This is a genomic window from Rufibacter latericius, assembly GCF_003721515.1.
GTDB lineage: Bacteria > Bacteroidota > Bacteroidia > Cytophagales > Hymenobacteraceae > Nibribacter > Nibribacter latericius.
In genome coordinates this window covers 213,192-230,961 of record NZ_RJJD01000021.1, presented here as the reverse complement: position 1 = coordinate 230,961, position 17,770 = coordinate 213,192, and the positions used below count along the sequence as shown (strand labels likewise).

17 protein-coding genes are annotated in these 17,770 nt (G+C 51.2%); 4 read left to right on the top strand and 13 right to left on the bottom strand.

Annotation, left to right across the window (positions count from 1 at the left end; all coding sequences use genetic code 11):
* Positions 1 to 240 precede the first annotated feature (240 nt).
* The gene (locus EFB08_RS20765; protein WP_123128893.1) at positions 241 to 816 is read left to right on the top strand and encodes a DUF3109 family protein; all 576 of its coding nucleotides are present in this window, start codon (positions 241 to 243) and stop codon (positions 814 to 816) included.
* 75 nt (positions 817 to 891) lie between these two features.
* Here the strand turns inward: EFB08_RS20765 and EFB08_RS20760 are convergent, their stop codons facing one another.
* The 10 genes from EFB08_RS20760 to EFB08_RS20715 all read right to left on the bottom strand — a co-directional run bounded on the left by EFB08_RS20760 (position 892) and on the right by EFB08_RS20715 (position 10,224).
* Positions 892 to 1,740, bottom strand: coding sequence for a DUF6340 family protein (locus EFB08_RS20760; RefSeq protein WP_125077822.1), 849 nt, complete (start codon positions 1,738 to 1,740; stop codon positions 892 to 894).
* A gap of 216 nt (positions 1,741 to 1,956) precedes the next feature.
* A complete protein-coding gene (gene accC, locus EFB08_RS20755) occupies positions 1,957 to 3,300 on the bottom strand; it encodes an acetyl-CoA carboxylase biotin carboxylase subunit (protein WP_123128891.1) in 1,344 nt (447 codons plus the stop codon).
* Positions 3,301 to 3,447: 147 nt separating this feature from the next.
* On the bottom strand, positions 3,448 to 3,939 hold the full coding sequence (gene accB / locus EFB08_RS20750; protein WP_123128890.1) for an acetyl-CoA carboxylase biotin carboxyl carrier protein: 492 nt from the start codon (positions 3,937 to 3,939) through the stop codon (positions 3,448 to 3,450).
* A gap of 4 nt (positions 3,940 to 3,943) precedes the next feature.
* The gene (gene efp / locus EFB08_RS20745) at positions 3,944 to 4,507 is read right to left on the bottom strand and encodes an elongation factor P (RefSeq protein WP_123129079.1); all 564 of its coding nucleotides are present in this window, start codon (positions 4,505 to 4,507) and stop codon (positions 3,944 to 3,946) included.
* A 123-nt stretch (positions 4,508 to 4,630) separates the two neighbouring features.
* A complete protein-coding gene (locus EFB08_RS20740; RefSeq protein ID WP_123128889.1) occupies positions 4,631 to 5,629 on the bottom strand; it encodes a beta-ketoacyl-ACP synthase III in 999 nt (332 codons plus the stop codon).
* Positions 5,630 to 5,665: 36 nt separating this feature from the next.
* Entirely contained in the window at positions 5,666 to 6,607 is a 942-nt protein-coding gene (plsX, locus tag EFB08_RS20735) for a phosphate acyltransferase PlsX (RefSeq protein ID WP_123128888.1), read from the bottom strand.
* A 64-nt stretch (positions 6,608 to 6,671) separates the two neighbouring features.
* Positions 6,672 to 6,866 (bottom strand): 50S ribosomal protein L32, encoded by a 195-nt coding sequence (rpmF, locus tag EFB08_RS20730; RefSeq protein ID WP_062544815.1) that lies wholly within the window; start codon positions 6,864 to 6,866, stop codon positions 6,672 to 6,674.
* 32 nt (positions 6,867 to 6,898) lie between these two features.
* Positions 6,899 to 7,459, bottom strand: a complete 561-nt coding sequence (locus EFB08_RS20725; protein WP_123128887.1) for a YceD family protein — start codon at positions 7,457 to 7,459, stop codon at positions 6,899 to 6,901.
* A gap of 317 nt (positions 7,460 to 7,776) precedes the next feature.
* Positions 7,777 to 8,784 carry a 4-hydroxythreonine-4-phosphate dehydrogenase PdxA gene (pdxA, locus tag EFB08_RS20720; protein WP_123128886.1) on the bottom strand — a complete coding sequence of 336 codons (1,008 nt, stop codon included), beginning with the start codon at positions 8,782 to 8,784 and terminating at the stop codon, positions 7,777 to 7,779.
* Positions 8,785 to 8,787: 3 nt separating this feature from the next.
* Positions 8,788 to 10,224, bottom strand: coding sequence for a leucyl aminopeptidase family protein (locus tag EFB08_RS20715; RefSeq protein ID WP_123128885.1), 1,437 nt, complete (start codon positions 10,222 to 10,224; stop codon positions 8,788 to 8,790).
* Positions 10,225 to 10,278: 54 nt separating this feature from the next.
* Here EFB08_RS20715 and rsmA point away from each other — a divergent pair, with 54 nt between their 5' ends.
* The 3 genes from rsmA to EFB08_RS20700 all read left to right on the top strand — a co-directional run bounded on the left by rsmA (position 10,279) and on the right by EFB08_RS20700 (position 13,397).
* The gene (gene rsmA / locus EFB08_RS20710) at positions 10,279 to 11,061 is read left to right on the top strand and encodes a 16S rRNA (adenine(1518)-N(6)/adenine(1519)-N(6))-dimethyltransferase RsmA (RefSeq protein WP_123128884.1); all 783 of its coding nucleotides are present in this window, start codon (positions 10,279 to 10,281) and stop codon (positions 11,059 to 11,061) included.
* Positions 11,051 to 12,403: a magnesium transporter gene (gene mgtE, locus EFB08_RS20705; protein WP_123128883.1), complete on the top strand. Its 1,353-nt coding sequence runs from the start codon at positions 11,051 to 11,053 to the stop codon at positions 12,401 to 12,403. Before rsmA ends, mgtE begins: the two co-directional genes overlap by 11 nt.
* A gap of 76 nt (positions 12,404 to 12,479) precedes the next feature.
* Complete coding sequence (locus EFB08_RS20700; protein WP_262707493.1) at positions 12,480 to 13,397, top strand: NAD(P)-dependent oxidoreductase; 918 nt, start codon at positions 12,480 to 12,482, stop codon at positions 13,395 to 13,397.
* A gap of 154 nt (positions 13,398 to 13,551) precedes the next feature.
* Here EFB08_RS20700 and EFB08_RS20695 read toward each other — a convergent pair whose 3' ends face one another.
* From EFB08_RS20695 to EFB08_RS23625, 3 genes are all read right to left on the bottom strand, one after another.
* Positions 13,552 to 14,877 carry a type IX secretion system plug protein gene (locus EFB08_RS20695; RefSeq protein ID WP_123128881.1) on the bottom strand — a complete coding sequence of 442 codons (1,326 nt, stop codon included), beginning with the start codon at positions 14,875 to 14,877 and terminating at the stop codon, positions 13,552 to 13,554.
* Positions 14,878 to 15,103: 226 nt separating this feature from the next.
* Positions 15,104 to 17,029 (bottom strand): ribosomal protection-like ABC-F family protein, encoded by a 1,926-nt coding sequence (gene abc-f / locus EFB08_RS20690; protein WP_123128880.1) that lies wholly within the window; start codon positions 17,027 to 17,029, stop codon positions 15,104 to 15,106.
* Positions 17,030 to 17,623: 594 nt separating this feature from the next.
* Positions 17,624 to 17,767, bottom strand: a complete 144-nt coding sequence (locus tag EFB08_RS23625; RefSeq protein ID WP_165864982.1) for a DUF5989 family protein — start codon at positions 17,765 to 17,767, stop codon at positions 17,624 to 17,626.
* Positions 17,768 to 17,770: the final 3 nt, after the last annotated feature.

Sequence of the window (17,770 nt, the reverse complement as noted above, 5' to 3'; positions counted from 1 at the left end):
TTAAAAAGAGTCATCTTAGTAGGCTCCGGAAATGAAAAACGATCTTACAGGGAAGGACTTGGCTCTGTTTCTTCGGAAACTAAAAAATCACTTTTTCAGGAAGGAAATATAAAGCCCCATTTTCAACCCTTTTCTGAAAAACAGGCCTAAAACGACCACTAATGTTTAAGCGCCGGTAGCATACCTTTGCCCCGAACTTAAATAGCGGTACTTTTGTCTTTCTGCTGTAAGAATTAGCTCATGATTGTACTACAAAATACCGTTCTCTCAGACGACCTCAAAGACAAGTTCTTTGTCTGTAATCTGGAGAAATGCAAAGGTGCCTGCTGCGTGGAAGGCGATCTGGGCGCCCCTTTAGACAAAGACGAATTAACCATCCTTGCCCAAGCCTACGAACATGTAAAGCCCTATATGTCTCAGGAGGGCATCAAAGCGATAGCCGAACAGGGATTGTACGTAGAAGATTTTGAAGGTGACTACAGCACGCCCACCATTGGCGACCGTGAATGCGCCTATGCCATCTACGACGATAACCTCACCCTGAAATGCGCTATTGAACAGGCGTACCTGGACGGGAAGATCTCCTGGAAAAAGCCCATTTCCTGTCACTTATACCCCATCAGAATTACCAAATATGATGGTTTCGAAGCCCTGAACTATGACCGTTGGGAAATCTGCAACCCGGCCTGTTCCTTCGGACTGGAGTTAGGAGTACCCGTGTACAAGTTCCTAAGGGAGCCTTTGATCCGGAAGTATGGCGAAGATTGGTTCAATGAGTTGGATGAGATGGTGGCGAAAGAAGCCTTGGCTAAGTAAGGTCAACTTGCTGTCAATACAACCGCCAGTTTTAGGCCTGTTTTAAGAAAGCGGGGCTTAAACGGGCGGTTTGTTTTATTGGGTTTGGCTCAGGTCAGCCAGCAGGAATTGGGCTTTCTTCAAGCCTGCTTTTCTGGCCATCTGGGCCCATTTTCTGGCTTCGTTTAGGTTACCTTGAATCTCATTGATTACTGCCAGGTTGTATGCAGCTTTCCCGGCCACGGAGTTGGACTTCGCACTAGCCAATGGAACCAAGAGTTCTGAAGCCTTTTCCCACTCATATAACCTAATGAACTCGGCAGCTTGGGCAAGTTCTTTCTGATGGAAGTATTCTTTAGTACCGGTAAGCTTAGTAGGGTAAAACCTATCGGCATACATTTTGGCGGTAATGGCTGCATTTCTATTTACCGCTTTTCCCGCGTTGGCCATGGCCGGGCCAAAGGCCAGCAACCCACTTATGACACCCCTGCTGCTGTAGGGCTCGCTTTGCGTGAGGGTAGCCTCATCCAGTAGTTCTCCTTCCTTTGTGTACAATTTCCATTTGGTTGAGACTACTAAAGAATAGTCAGCGGTTTTGGAGACATTGCCTTCCTCATCTTTTTCGCTGGTGACGGAAGTCTGGTCCATGTAGGCATCCAGAGTGTCCAGTACCAGCAGGAGGGAGGTTTTGAATTCGCGGCAGAGCTGTCGTGCCTTTTCTTTAGTGATCTGTCTGTTTTCCGCCGGTTTATGTAAGAACAAACTTGTATCGGCGAGCACAATCTGAAAGGAAGTGTCTGAGGCTAATTCTTGCTGGACGGCTTCCATGGCGTACCGGGCACCGTCTCTGAACACCTCCACTTTTCGCTCTTTTTTATAGGGCAGAAGAGAAGCATCGTAGCGCTGTACTAATAAAATGGTGGCTATCTCTTCTGGTATCTGCACGACCGCGGGTTCCTCCTTGTTTAAATAAAGCAAAGAGGTGCAGCTTGAAAGAAGAAGACAGAAGCAAACTAAAACCAGGGAGCGGTAATGTGTTTTCATGTAGTGCAATTTCATGAGAGGGTATCTTGTAAACAGCGTAAGCACGCTTTTCCCCTATCTGCAAAATAGAAAAAAGCAGCCTTTTGGGCTACTTTTTTCAGTAGTATGAAATGCTTTTTAGACTTGGGTAAAGTCGTAAGAATCCAGGTAGCTGGTGGTGAAATCGCCTTCGTTGAAGTTCTTGTCATCCATCATGGCCATGTGGAACGGAATGGTGGTTTTCACGCCCTCAATCACGAACTCGCTCAAGGCTCGCTTCATTTTCACGATGGCTTCCTCGCGGGTTTGCGCACTCACAATCAGCTTCGCGATCATGGAATCATAGTTGGCCGGGATGGTGTAGCCCGCATACACGTGGGTGTCTACACGTACGCCGTGACCACCCGGGATGTGCAACACGTTGATCTTGCCTGGGCTCGGACGGAAACCTGCCTTCGGGTCCTCGGCGTTGATGCGGCACTCAATGGCGTGCATCTGCGGATAGTAGTTCTTGCCCGAGATAGGAATCCCGGCAGCTACCTTTATCTGTTCCTTGATCAAGTCATAGTTTACTACTTCCTCGGTGATGGGGTGCTCCACCTGAATACGGGTGTTCATCTCCATGAAGTAAAAATCTTTGTGCTTGTCAACCAGGAACTCAATGGTACCCACGCCTTCGTAGTTGATGGCTTTGGCTCCGGCAATGGCGGCCTGGCCCATCCGCTCACGCAGCTCGTCAGAGATGAACGGCGAAGGGGTTTCCTCAATCAGTTTCTGGTGACGGCGCTGGATGCTGCAATCACGCTCAGACAAGTGGCAAACGGCTCCGTACTGGTCACCCACAATCTGGATCTCAATGTGGCGGGGCTCCTCCACGAACTTTTCCAGGTACATGCCGTCGTTCCCGAAGGCCGCTTTGGCTTCCTGACGGGCATCGTTCCAAGCCTTGTCAAACTCATCGGCCGATTTGATGATGCGCATGCCGCGTCCACCGCCACCCGCCGTGGCTTTGATAATCACCGGGTATTTAATTTTGGCCGCCAATTTCTTTCCTTGCTCGGCAGAAGAAAGAAGCCCCTCTGAACCGGGGATAGTAGGCACGCCCGCTTTCTTCATGTACTCCTTCGCCGAGGACTTGTCGCCCATGGAGTTGATCATCTCCGGGGTGGCCCCGATGAACTTGATCCCGTTTTCGGCACAGATTCTGGAAAACTCGGCGTTTTCAGAAAGGAAACCGTAGCCCGGGTGAATGGCATCGGCGTTGGTGATCTCCGCGGCGGCAATCAGGTTAGGGATGTTCAGGTAAGACTGAGAAGAGGGAGCAGGCCCAATGCATACGGCCTCGTCAGCGAAGCGCACGTGCAGGCTTTCCTTGTCGGCGGTAGAATACACGGCTACCGTTTTAATTCCCATCTCTTTGCACGTCCGGATAACTCTGAGCGCAATCTCGCCACGGTTGGCAATTAGTATTTTTTTGAACATGTAGTTAAAGTGCTAATTGTTGGATGTGCTAATGTGCTGATGACTTAAAAAAGAATGTGCTGACAAGCTACTCAATGGGAGGAGGGAAGCGTAAGAATCCGCCCGAATCCATTAATTAGCACATCAGCACATTAAAGAATTAGCACATTAACTAGGATCTACCAAGAACAGAGGCTGGTCATACTCTACCGGGCTGGCGTTGTCTACCAGCACTTTCACAATACGGCCCGAGATCTCAGACTCAATCTCGTTGAACAGCTTCATAGCCTCAATGATACAGATCACCTGGCCTTTTTGAACCTCGTCACCAACATTCACAAACGCCGGAGATTCTGGGTTGGCAGAGCGGTACAGGGTACCAATCATCGGTGCTTTAATGGTGAGGTATTTGCTGGTGTCATCGGCGGCAGGCTGGGCCGGAGCAGCCGGTGCAGCAGGAGCTTGAGGCAGGGCAGGGGCGGCTGGAGCAGCAGGCAATGCTGCTGGGGCCGGCGCAGGAGAAGCCCCTTGCACAAATTTCACTTTCTGGCTCGCCTCGCGTTCCACTGAGATTTTAAATTCTTCGGTCTCAATGTCCACTTTGTTCAGGCCTGATTTCGCGATGAAATCAATCAGTTCTTGGATTTCCTTTGCTTTCATAGTTCTATTTTACTCGTTCGGCGTAGGTATAGGTACGCGTGTCTACCTTGATTTTCTCATCCTGCCCGATAAATAACGGAACAGAGATAGTCGCGCCTGTTTCTACAGTGGCTGGTTTAGAGGCGTTGGTGGCCGTGTCTCCTTTGATACCCGGCTCAGTATACGTAATAACTAGTTCTACATACGTAGGAAGTTCAGCGGTTAAGGGCGTTTCTGTCTCGGCGTGGAACAAGATAGTTACTTCCTGGCCTTCTTTCATCAAGTCAGCAAAAGGTACCAGTTTCTCGTTCAGCGTCACTTGCTCAAAAGTACTCAGGTCCATGAAATTGTAGCCGTAATCATCTTTGAAGATGAACTGATGCGGACGCTGCTCTACCCGGGCCGTGGTTACTTTCACGCCGGCTGTGAAGGTGTTGTCCACCACTTTGCCGGTTTTGATGTTCTTGAGTTTTGTACGGACGAAAGCCGGACCCTTGCCTGGTTTCACGTGCTGAAACTCAGAAATAAGCCAAAGGTCGCCGTTAAATTCGATGCAAAGCCCGTTGCGGAAATCAGCGGTGGTTGCCATAGTTTGTCTTGTGTTTCGGTTTAAAATGCCTACGGGTTTTTCCCGATTGGACATAAAAAAATTCGGCCAAAGATAGCCGAATTTTTTGATCTATTTTAGAAAAGTGCCTTAAAAACGAGGTCCTTACTTGGGGTCATACGCCCACTTCAAATAAATGGATCCCCAGGTGAAACCACCGCCAAAAGCAGCTAGAACCACGTTATCACCTTTTTTAAGCTGGTCTTCAAACTCCCACAGACACAAAGGAATTGTGCCGCTGGTAGTATTGCCATATTTTTGGATGTTGATCATGACCTTTTCGGGTCCAACGCCCATGCGGTTAGCCGTGGCGTCAATGATGCGCTTGTTGGCCTGGTGAGGAACCAGCCAGGCAATGTCTTCGGCGGTAAGGTTGTTCCGTTCCATGATCTCGGCAGAAACATCGGCCATGCCTTTCACCGCGAACTTGAATACCTGCTGACCTTCCTGGAAAGCAAAGTGCTCTCTTCTGTCCAGCGTTTCCTGAGTAGCCGGTCGGCGGCTTCCTCCTGCTTTTTGGTGCAGGAAGGGAACCCCTGAACCATCAGATTTCAAAATGCTATCCTGAACGCCCAAGCCCTCTGTGTTCGGCTCCAGCATCACCGCTCCGCCTCCGTCTCCGAAGATAATGCACGTGGCGCGGTCTGTATAATCCACAATCGCGGACATCTTATCAGCACCCACGATGATGATTTTCTTGTACTTGCCGGTTTCTATGAACTGGGCACCCGTAGCCAAGGCAAACAGGAAACCAGAGCAGGCAGCCTGCAAGTCATACCCAAACGCATTCACGCAGCCGGTTTCCGCCGTGATGATATTGGCCGTAGCCGGGAATACCAGGTCAGGCGTGGTGGTGGCGCAGATTAGCATTTCTACTTCCTCTGGCTTGGTGTTGGTTTTCTTGAGCAGGTCCAGAACCGCCGGGATAGCGATGGCAGAAGTACCTTGGTCTTCACCCTTCAGAATGCGTCTTTCCTTGATGCCGGTGCGGGAAACAATCCACTCATCGTTGGTTTCTACCATGGTTTCCAACTCCTGGTTGGTCAACACATACTCTGGGGCATATCCGCTCACACCGGTGATCGCGGCGGTAATTTTGCTCATATTGTTTGGATGGAATGTCTAGTGAAGGAGCGCACGTTAGGCGCTAAAGTGTTTCTTGAATTTCTCGGCAATGTGCGACTCCGCCATTTTGTTGGCGAGGTGCAGCATGTTGCAGATTGCGGTAGGGCTGGAAACGCCGTGCCCAATGACTGCATTGCCATTTACCCCCAGAATGGGGCTGCCGCCAACCGCCTCGTAATTGAAGCGGTCAAAAAATGGATCCTTCATGTTTTTCTCCACCAGGATGTCATAGATTGACTCTGCCATCTTCAGGAGAACGTTACCGGTGAACCCATCACACACAATGACATCGGCCTTGTCGTTAAACAGGTCGCGTCCTTCAATGTTCCCGATAAAGTTGATGGATTTGTTTTCTTTGAGAAGCTTGTGGGCGGGTTGGGTCACCATGGTGCCTTTCCCTTCTTCCTCGCCAAGGTTCATGAGGCCCACGCGGGGCTTTTTGATGTCTAAGATGTGTTCTGCACAGAGAGAACCAATCTCGCCAAACTGCTCCAGAATCTCGGGTTTGCAGTCGGCAATTGCGCCCACGTCCAGTAGCACGCCTAATCCGCCTTTCAGTTTGGGAATGAAGCTGGCCAGGGCTGGCCGTAAGATGCCCTCTACCTGTTTCACGCTGAAGACAGCGCCTACCAGCATGGCTCCGGTGTTGCCGGCACTGCAGAAGGCATCTACCTTTTTGGAGGCCAGCATGCCGTACCCAACCGCTATGCTGGAGTCTTGTTTCTGGGTGAGGGCTTTAGTAGGGTGTTCACCCATCCCAATAACTTGAGATGCGTGAACAACCTTTACTCTGGAACCGGTGTAGCCGTGCTTTTGCAGAAGGGAATGGATTCTTTTTTCATCTCCGATCAGGAAAATCTCAATCTCATTCGTCAAGGTCTCAGCCGCCAAAAGTGCGCCTTCTACAACTGCGTCGGGGGCGAAGTCGCCTCCCATTGCATCCAGAGCTATTTTCATGTAAAGCGTATTTCGTAAATTATCCTACAAGTAACTAAAATAAAGCCTGTCTAGGCAAGCTTTATTACGCAACAGAGGTATAATTCTTGATGGCCACTTTGCCGTTGTGGTACAGATCGCCGTCTACTACGTACGCTCTGTGGTATTGGTGCACCTCACCGGTGTTAGGGCAGATAGAAATCGCTTTTGGAGTGATTTTGTCGTGCGTTCTTCTCTTATCTCTTCTGGTTTTGGAGATTTTTCGCTTAGGATGTGCCATCTCAGGTAATTATTACAAAATTGGTTATAAACTTATTTTAACTTTTTAAGGGCGGCGAAGCGCGGGTCTACAGGACCGTCCTCGTCATCATCGTCATTGCCGTCCTCGTCGTCTCCGTCAGAGCCGGTGGAGTAGATCAGCAGGCCTTCTGCCTCAGGATCATCTTCCAGTTCACTGTCTTCTTCTACAAACCTGGGGTGCAGTTTTTTCATGGGCACCGCCAGCCCAATGTAATCATACAAATGCTGGGCGATATTGATGTACTGCGTATCAGGGGTAACCTGCAGCACGTTCACGTCCAGTTCTAAATCTTCTGGGCCGTAGCGCACGAGCAGCGTTTGTTCCACTTCCAAAGGTTGCTCAAATTCCTCTAAGCTCCTATCGCAGATCAGGCGAACTGTCCCTTTGATCTGGAAATCGAACTGCAAAAGAAGCTCCGACTTGTGCAGCACTACCTCTGCCTTCAAGTTGCCGCCCAGGATCAACTCCTGCTCAAACAACTCAAAGAAGCGCTCATCCAACTCAAACTCGTAGCTGTGGCTTTTGTTGCCAAGCTTCACAAGGTTGATATCGTATTTCTTAATCTCCTTCACGTTGCCTCTTTTTTTGCAAGTCGCAAAATTAGCAAGAATATCTGAATTATAAAATACAAATGCCTTTTTTGCGCTGGTTAATAAATAGCCGTTTTCGGCTTGTCTTGGGGAAAACAGCTTCTAAACGGGAGTAGTTCATTATGAGAAAGATACCTTTTTACCTGCCTTAAACCTGTTCTTCCGGATTCCTTGTACGGATGGTTTTACCAAAGAACTGAGCAAGCACCATACTAATAGAAATACATGAGAAAGCGTTTCGGTGCTGTTTTCTGGAAATCAGCACCGAAACGCTTTTAAGTTTCGATCTTCTCAAAAATCTAAGCTTCGGCCCGAGCCCGCAGAATGTCAATGGCCGCAAACAAGGCTTCTCTGAACGAGGTCTCGTCTGCTCTGTTCTGGCCCGCGATGTCATAGGCGGTGCCGTGGTCTGGCGAAGTACGCACAATAGGCAAGCCGGCGGTGAAATTCACCCCACGTTCAAAGGCGATGGTCTTGAACGGAATCAGGCCTTGGTCGTGGTAGAGGGCTAAGGTGGCGTCAAACTTCTGGTAACTGCGCGTCCCGAAGAATCCATCGGCAGGGAAGGGGCCGAACACCAGATTTCCTTTGTTTTTAAGTTGCTCAATTACCGGAATCACGATCTCGGTTTCCTCGGTGCCCAACAACCCATTCTCGCCAGCATGCGGATTAAGCCCAAGCACGGCAATACGTGGTTTCTGTATCCCGAAATCCTTACGCAGTGAGTTGTCCAGGATGTTGAGTTTGCGGATGAGCAGTTCTGGGGTGATCTGGTTTGCTACTTCTTTCAAGGGCAAATGCCCGGTAACGGTGGCTACCCTGAACCCGTCAGCAACAAGGAACATGAGGCTATCGGGAGCGTCAAAATAGGTGGTGAAGAACTCGGTGTGGCCCGGGAACTGGAAGCCTTCGCCCTGGGTATTGTCTTTGTCAATGGGAGCTGTGACCACCGCCTGGATGTTGCCGTCTTTCAGGTCCTGTGCGGCTCGCAACAAGGCCGCGCGGGCCAAGGCTCCGGTGGCCGCCGTTGGCGTGCCTGGCGTGAAGTCAATCTCTTCCTCCACGCAGTTGAGTACGTGTGTTTTTTTGGGGTGTAGCTGTTCAAAATCCTGGATAATCTGGAAGTTGAAGTTATCCAACCCCAGCAGCTTGCGGTACTTGTTTACCGCCGAGGCGGTGCCATATATAATAGGTGTGCAGTAATGCAGCACCCGGTTATCAGAAAGGGTTTTCAGTACAACTTCCGGCCCGATGCCGCTGATATCTCCTATGGTAATCCCTATGCGGGGCTTGGTCTTTTGCTCCATTGATTAAGCAGTAGCTTGTGAAGTGAGGAAATGGTACAGCAACCGAACGCTGCTGCCGGTGGCGTGCTTGCCACGGTAAGAATCTGGACTCAATAGATAAGCCGTACCGGCGATGTCCAGGTGAATCCAGGGATAACTGGTGAAGAACTCTAGGAACTTGCCCGCAGAGATAGCCCCAGCCTCGGCTCCGCCGATGTTCTTGAGATCTGCGATGTCTGATTTGAGGTGCTCCTGGTACTCGTCCCACAGCGGTAACTCCACCAAGCGCTCGTGGGCTGCTTCCCCGGCCAGTTTCAGGTCTGTTTTAAGTAAATCATCGGCGGTACCCATCATCACAATGCCTTCGCGGCCTACGGCGCGGGCGGCGGCTCCGGTGAGGGTGGCAATGTCAATCACCAATGCCGGATTGTAGCGCTTGGCAAAGTGCAGGGCATCGGCTAAGATTAATCTTCCTTCAGCATCGGTGTTCAGGACTTCCACGGTGTGGCCGCTATGCATGGTGATCACATCGCCGGGGGCGAATCCTTTGCCGCTGATAAGGTTATCCGTGGCCGGGATCAACCCGATCACGTGCAGGGGTACTTTGTTTTGCGCCAGGGCATACAGGGGTCCGGCCACAGCAGCCGCGCCGGACATATCGGATTTCATGTAGTCCATGGAGTTGGGCGTGGGCTTCAAGCTCAGGCCGCCGGTGTCATAGACCACGCCTTTTCCCACCAGAATGATAGGTTGGGCGTTAGTAGCGTTCTCGGGTTTCCACTCCAAGATGTTGAAGGTAGGCGACTCGTCAGAAGCCTGGCTCACACTCAGCAGACCACCCATTTTCAGGGATTGGATCTGCACCAGGTCCAGCACTTCAGACACCACGCCGGAGCCGTCCAGCATCTCCTGGATCTGCTCGCTCAAAAGCGTTGGCGTCTGCATGTTGGGTGGGGTATTGATGAGGTCACGGGTTTTGTAGACGGCATCCAGCAGGTGGGACAGTTCCGCTACCTGCGTCTGCGACACGCCCACACCGGTAATAGTCACCGTTTGCAACGTAGGAGCGGTGGCTTTCTGGGTCTTATAGCGCTGGAACGAATAGTTGCTCAGCACCAGGCCCTCGGCTACAAACAGGGAGGCCTCACCATCGGCTCCATCCAACAGCACTACGTGGTCCACTTTGTCGGCGGAGAGGCGTTGGTGCAGTGCGTTGCCTGCTTTGCGGAGGGCTTCCTGGGTTTCGGTGCCTTTGCGTTTGGGCTCGGTGAGCACCAGGTAAAGTTGGTGCGTGAATTTATTGATGCCTACCAGGGTGCTTTTCAGCTCCAGCTGGCGGTGGATGTAAGTCAGCTCATCGGCGGAGAAAAGTTCCTCGGGGAGATGCTCGCGGCCCGGCACCAACACGGCGGTGCTGGTATTAGCGGGTAATGTTGCAGCGTAGGTCAGTTCTGTGCGCATAAGATGTGTATCTTTGAGCTGCAATATAGCCTTAACAAACGGAAACCAAAACCAGTGAAGCCCGTCCAGCCCAAGAAACACCTGGGTCAGCATTTCCTTACTGACCTCAACATCGCCCAGAACATAGTGGAGGCGCTGCGCCTGCCCAACGGGGTACAGGAAGTGCTGGAAGTGGGTCCTGGCATGGGCGTTTTGACCCAGTTTTTGGTAAATCACCCCGAATACAGAACCACTATTGTGGACATTGACCGCGAGTCCATTGCCTGGCTCAACGAGCATTATCCGCAACTGGAAGGCCGCGTGCTTTTTGCCGATTTCCTGAAAACCGACCTTAAAACGCTGTTCACCGGGCCGTTTGCCGTCATCGGGAATTTCCCCTACAACATCTCCAGCCAGATTTTCTTCAAGGTGCTGGACCACCGCGACCAGGTGCCTGAGGTGGTGGGCATGATTCAGAAAGAGGTGGCCGAGCGCATCGCGGCGGCGCACGGCTCCAAGACCTATGGCATCATGAGTGTGCTGCTGCAGGCCTTTTATACCATTGAATACCTGTTCACGGTGCACGAGCACGTGTTCAACCCGCCGCCCAAAGTGAAAAGCGCGGTCATCAGGCTCACGCGCAACGAGGTGGCCCAACTGCCCTGTGACGAGAAACTGTTCTTCAAGGTAGTGAAAGCAAGTTTCGCTACTCGCCGTAAAACCCTCAGGAACTGCCTTAAACCGTTTAACTTACCCCTGGAGGTTGCCCAGGATGCCTTGTTTGATAAGCGCGCCGAACAGCTTTCCGTGTCTGATTTTATAAACCTGACCCTTCTGATCCAGCAGCATGCAGTCTGAAATCACCCGTGAGTTTATTGACCAGATAGAGGACGCCATCGAGCGCCGCGATGCCGAGTTCATTCTCTCCAACATGGAGGAGATGTACGCCGTGGACATCACCACGGTGCTCTATGAACTAAACACCGAGCAGAGCAAGTACGTGATGGATGTGCTGCCCGCCGATGTGGGCGCCGAGATCCTCAGCGACCTGGACTCTGACGTGCGCACCAATTTCCTGAAGAACTTCACCATTGAGGAGATTGCCCGCTACATTGGCGAGATGGATTCTGATGACGCTGTGGATTTGCTCAACGAGCAGCCGGTGCAGCGCAAAGAGGAGATCATCGCCCTGCTGGAAGATCAGGAGCACGTCGCAGATATTATTGAACTCCTTCATTATGATGAGGACTGCGCCGGCGGTCTCATGGCGAAGGAGCTCATCAAGGTGAACCTGAACTGGCGGGTAGGGCAGTGCATAGAGGAGATCCGCCGTCAGGCCGAGGAAGTGGAGAAAGTCTACGCCATTTACGTGGTAGACGACCGCGACAAACTGGTGGGTCGCCTGGGCATGAAAACCCTGCTGCTCTCCAACGACCACACGCCCATTTCCCAGATCTACGATGCCGATGTCATTTCCATCGAGTCCTATAAAGACGAGCAGGAAGTAGCCACCGTCATGCAAAAATATGACCTGGATGCCATTCCCGTCGTGAACATCCAAGGCCGTCTGTTGGGCCGTATCACCATTGACGATGTGATTGACGTGATTCAGGAGCAGGCCGAGCTGAGCCGTCAGTTGATGACCGGTATCACCGAGAACATTGAGGAAGACGACAGCGTGTTCCGCCTTTCCCGTGCGCGCTTACCTTGGCTCATGGTGGGCATGGTAGGCGGTTTGTTGGGCGCCCGCTTCATCGGTCTTTTTGAGGGTGATATTTCCATCATTCCTGCCTTGGCCATGTTCACTCCCTTGATTACCGCTACCGGCGGAAATGTAGGAATCCAGTCTTCGTCTATCATCATCCAGACGCTGGCGAATAAAACTATCATGTTCGATAACTTTACCTCCCGGATTGTGAAGGTGCTGTTGGTGGCGATCATCAATGGCCTGGTCATGTCTGGGCTAGTATTTGGATTCAACGTGCTGTTGGGCGTGCAACTCACCTTGTCCATTGTGGTGGCCGTTGCCTTATTCAGCGTGGTGTTATTGGCTTCCTTTATGGGTACCGTAACTCCTATGATTTTAGATAAATATGGGGTTAACCCCGCCGTAGCCGCGGGTCCGTTTATCACCACTGCCAATGACTTACTTGGGCTCGCCGTGTACTTTATGGTAGCCCACTTATTATTAAATCTTTGATCTGAGTTCTGGAGTCGTTCTTTTCCAGTCCATGCTTTTGAATATGACTTTAAACCAATCCCCTTTTCGTTGTCTCGTGATTGACCTGATGCACGAGAGCCTCATGCCCATGCTGGAAAACCTGGGTGTGGAGGTGACGTATCTGCCGGAGGTGAAAAAAGAAGAAGTTCCTGCTTTGCTGCCCGGGTACCAGATGCTGGTAGTGCGCAGTAAAATGCGAATCACGGCCGATTTGCTGAAATTTGCCCCAAAACTGGAGATAGTAGCCCGAGCCGGAGCCGGGGTAGACAACATAGATGACGGCGTGCTGGAAGCCCGCAACATTACCCTGATCAACGCTCCCGAGGGCAACCGCGATGCCGTAGGCGATCATACCCTTGGGCTATTATTAGCCTTGTTCCGGAAAATTACCCAAGGCGACCGACAGATCAGGCAGGGGCAGTGGCTACGGGAGGACAACCGCGGCGAGGAAATAGGCGGGAAGACCATCGGGTTGATCGGGTACGGACACATGGGCAAAGCCTTCGCCAAGCGGCTGATGGGGTTTGACTGTGAGGTACTGGCCTATGACAAACAAACCGTAGACAACCCGTTCCCACACGTTCGGCTGACTTCTTTAGAGGAAATCCAGGAGAAAGCCCAAGTGCTGAGTTTGCACATCCCCTACACCAAAGAGAACCATCATTTCGTGAATGCCCAGGTTCTTACCGGGTTCCAGCATCCCTTGTGGGTGTTGAATACCGCCCGCGGAGAGGTGTTGGACCACGCTGCCCTGATAGATTCTATGAAAACTGGGAAAGTGCTGGGTGCCGCCTTAGACGTGCTGGAAAACGAGAAACTGAAAACCCTTACCCAAGAACAACAAAATCGCCTGGATTATTTAATGGAACATCCGCGCGTGATTCTTACTCCCCACATTGCCGGTTGGACCCAGGAATCTTACGTGCGCATTAACGAGGTTTTGGTTCAGAAGCTTAAAGCCTATTTGGAATAGTGTTTTTAGCCTGTTTTACTGAAAATAGCCTAAAAGCGTAGCGGCGTTACCCTGTAACCTCGCTACAGGGTGGAACCCATTTTCGGTCCATATTCTTGAAAACAGGGCTAAAACAGGAACGCCTCTCTTCGTGAAAGAGAGGCGTTCCTGTTTTTTATTTTTGCGGATTGAAAGTTGTGGTGGAGTACCCGATAAGCAAGTCAGCGCGGGAGCCCGGCGGGCGATAGTAGACCAGCACATCGTAGACGTTCTCCGTGGCGAAGTGGCTTCCCTCAAAGTAACGGGCATCTGGTTGGCCGTTGGCGCCTTTCACCGCGAAATAATAGTTGTAGTACCCTTGTTTCAGGAGGACATCGGCGGTGTAAAGTCGGTTCTCGGCATCGTAGGTCATCCGGAAGGGCTCTTGGAGTTGCCAGTCGGACAGGCCGCCATAAACATAGACGGGGCCGGGGGCTGGTTCAGGGGCCTGAAGCCGGAATGTCACTTGCTGGTAATCGGCGTTCAGCGGGGCGTTGCCGTACTCGCGGCTCCCGAAGATGAATTTTCCGTTTGCATCGGGTTGAGAACTGTAGACCTCACGGGCGCGACTCCGGCCCGGGGTGGCAAATACGCGGTCTGGGTTGGCGGACATATCGCGGCGCTCAATCCCGATGCCGCTGAACCGTTCGCTGCGGGTATCTATGGCCCGGAACTCGCTTAAACCAAGAAACGCTTGCTCCACATCAAACAGTTGGTACTCCAGGCGACGTTGTGCTTCCTGGATGAAGGTGGGGCGGGTGAAGTACTTGGCGTTGTCCCAGCGGTGGTTTTGGCGCATGACTACCTTAATTTCCTGGGCCGGGTTCACCAATGGATACTGGGCATAGAAGATGTTAAAGTCTAACTGCTGCCGCTCGTAGCGGTCACCGGCTCCAGGCGTGGCTACTGGTCTCAAGCCCACATTCACCTGCTCTTCATACACCACAAACCGCCGGGTGAGTAGTGCGTTTCCGCCTTCCTCTAAGACTTCCATGAGATAATTCCCGCTAAGTTTCACGCGGGGCAACTGAAACCGATAATGCCAATACGGCACCTTAGTACCCGCCGAGGGTTCCACTTCCAGGATGAAGAACTCATTATAATCCTGCACAAACTGCAGAGGCTGAAGCTGTGAAGGTTTCCAATCGGCGTTGCAATGGTGCAGCTTCACCACGGCTCTTCTCCCCGGGGCAGACATCCGGTCAAATTCCAGCACCAACGGGCTGGACTGGTTTATGGAAACAACTGGTGGGGCCAGCACATCGCCCACGTTGAAGTTCTTGGCATAAAACTGCACTGAGCGGACATCAGAGCCATAGACAGCGTCTTCATACCGGATGGGGCCTGACGTTGAGGTTCCTGTTCCGGTGCCCGTTGTCTCTACCGGCACACAGCCCGTGAGAGAAGCGGCCGCCAAAGCCAAGGTGAAGAAAGCGTGTTTCCAGTTAATGGTTTGTATCATGGGTAAGGTTCAACTTATTGGCAGCAGGCTTAGCTGCCGATATTTTTATATACGGGAATGCCTTGTCCCTAAGAAGCAAAGGGAGGCCTGCTTAAAGATAATAGAACTTCTCATCTAAACGATAAGGAGAAAGAACCCTTGTATCTTACCTCCGCTTTGGGTCTGTTTTCCCGAAATTAGCCAAAAAGAAACCCCACAAATCTGAGGAGTGTGGGGTTTAGGTGATTTATTTCAATTGGTTTTCCAGCTCGTCTACCTGCTCCATGAGTTGCTCCCAGGTGCTTTGCTCTTTGTCCAGTTGGGCTTTTACTTTATTGAATTGCTGGGTGGCTTCGTGAAGCGCAGCCGGATCGGCGTAGGTGCTGGGCAGAGCCAGTTTGTTTTCGCAGTTCTTCAGCTTGCCTTCCAGTTCGTTCACCAGGCCTTCAATCTGTTTCATTTTCTGGTTGACGCGCTTGAGTTCCTGCTCCAGTTCCTGCTGCTGGCTGGCGGTAGGTTTTGGTTTAGCCTGAGCCTTAGCCGCAGCGGCTTGCGGGCTGACTTTTTTGATGCCCTTCTCGCGCTGTTCCATCCAGTACTCGTACTCGTGGTAGGTACCCGGGTATTCCTTCAGTACATAGTCTTCAATGTACCAGATTTTGTTGGCCACGTTCTCCACGAAGTAGCGGTCGTGGGAAATAACCACAAACGTACCCTCGTACTGCTCCAGCGCCTGGATGAGGATGTTCACCGACTGCATGTCTAAGTGGTTGGTAGGCTCATCCAGTAGCAGGAAGTTGGCTTCCGAGATAAGTGTTTTAGCTAACGCTACCCGGCTTTTCTCGCCCCCAGACAATACCTTTATTTTCTTGAAAACGGTATCGCCGGTGAACAGGAAAGAGCCTAGAACGCCGCGCAATTCCATTTCGGTACGGCGGCTGCCGGCCTGTACCATCTCCTGCAAAATCTCATTCTCTACGTTGAGGCTTTCCAATTGGTGCTGGGCGTAAAAGGCCATGATTACGTTGTGGCCCAACTGCCGGGCGCCCTGGATAGGCTCGTCACCGGCGATGATGCGCATGAGCGTAGACTTTCCTTTTCCGTTCGCACCAATCAGCGCGATCTTATCGCCCCGCTCAATGTTCACGTGGGTGTTCTTGAAGATCAATTTCTCGCCGTAGCTTTTGGCCACGTTCTCCAGGCGAAGGATGTTTCGGCCGGGTTGCACGGTGAACTGGAACTTAAAGTTTACCACCGGGGCATCGCCCGCCACGTCTTCAATACGTTCCATTTTTTCCAAGGCCTTCATGCGGCTTTGGGCCTGCTTAGCTTTGGTGGCCTTTGCCTTAAAACGGGCAATAAACTGCTCGGCCTGCTTTATCTGCTGCTGCTGGTTTTCATAAGCACCCTTCTGAATCTCGTTGCGAAGCTCTTTTTCCTCCAGGTAGAAGCTGTAGTTACCCGCGTACACGTTCAGTTTCTGCCCCGATACCTCCACGGTGGTAGTGATGGTCTTGTCCAGGAACTCGCGGTCGTGGGAGACAATCACAATAGCACCTTCATAGGCGCTCAGGTAGGTTTCAAGCCACTTGATGGAAGGTAAGTCCAAGTGGTTGGTAGGCTCATCCAGAAGCAGGAGGGAAGGTTTCTGCAACAGTATCTTTGCCAGCATCACCCGCATGCGCCATCCGCCGGAGAAAGTCTTCAGGGGTTGTTGCAGTTCCTGCGTGGTAAAGCCCAGGCCTTCCAGAATCTCTTCGGCCTTGATCTGCATGTTGTAGCCGTCCAGAGCCTCAAACTGCTCCTGTAATTTGGCCAGCTTGTCGATATGCTCGTCCTGGTAATTGGTTTCCATCTGGTGTAGCACCTCGTCAATCTTGAGCTGCAGCTGAATGGCTTCCTCAAAGGCCTGCATGGCCACGTTCAGGATGCTCTCGTGCGTGTCATAGGAAAGCAAATCCTGGTTCAGGAAACCCAGCGTGGTCTCGCGTCCCATCTGGATGCTGCCACCATCAGGTTTGTACTCGCCCACCAGCAGGCGCAACAGCGTGGATTTACCGGTTCCGTTCAGCCCCACCAACCCGATCTTGTCCTTCGGTTTGATGTGCAGGTTGGCGTCTTCGTACAGGGTGCGGCTCCCGAAATGGAAGTTGAGGTTGTTAATGGAAATCATGGATCAAACTATATCGAAGCGCAAAGGTAACACTTTGAAAATTATCAGGCGTTTGCCTTTTAGGCATTAGGTCTTTTAGCAAAAATACGGCTGAGTTAAAACAAATTAGCTGTCAAAAACGTGCCCTTTATATGTTTAAGACATTTCCAGGTAATTAGATGGAAAGAGGTGCTTTAGAAGGGGGTTTCTGGAAAATAGGCCATAAACCACTTATGATTATATCTAAGTTCCAGTTTAAAACGGGCGTTCAAAATCAGAAGGACCAAAGGTGTGGTTTCTCTGAACGAAGTTGGAGGATTCCTTTTTTGCTGATTTATGGAATAAACGATAAACCAAAGCAACAGGTGTGAGCACCCCAAAAAAGAGGATGGCCAATAGGAGTTTTGTGTTTATTATTCCTATGAAATGGAGCAGGGTCATCCATTTATTTAGAATCCAGGAAACAGGAGGCACTGACAGTAAAGCCAAAACCAATACACCTCCGGCAACCCCCACCAAGATGACGTTAGAAAACCAGAGGAAATAGAAAAGGAGCAACAAAACTGCAAAGGAGGCAGCAGCCTCCAGAGTTTGGACGCGTTTGTTTGGCATAACTTAGAAAAGGGCGTAGATAAAGGATGCAGCGGGGCCTCCTACCACTACCATTAAGCCCAGGAGAAGCAATAGAAACAAAATAGGGGTGAGCCACCACTTTTTCCTGGTGAGCAGGTAATGCCAGATTTCTTTTAGAGAATCCATGTT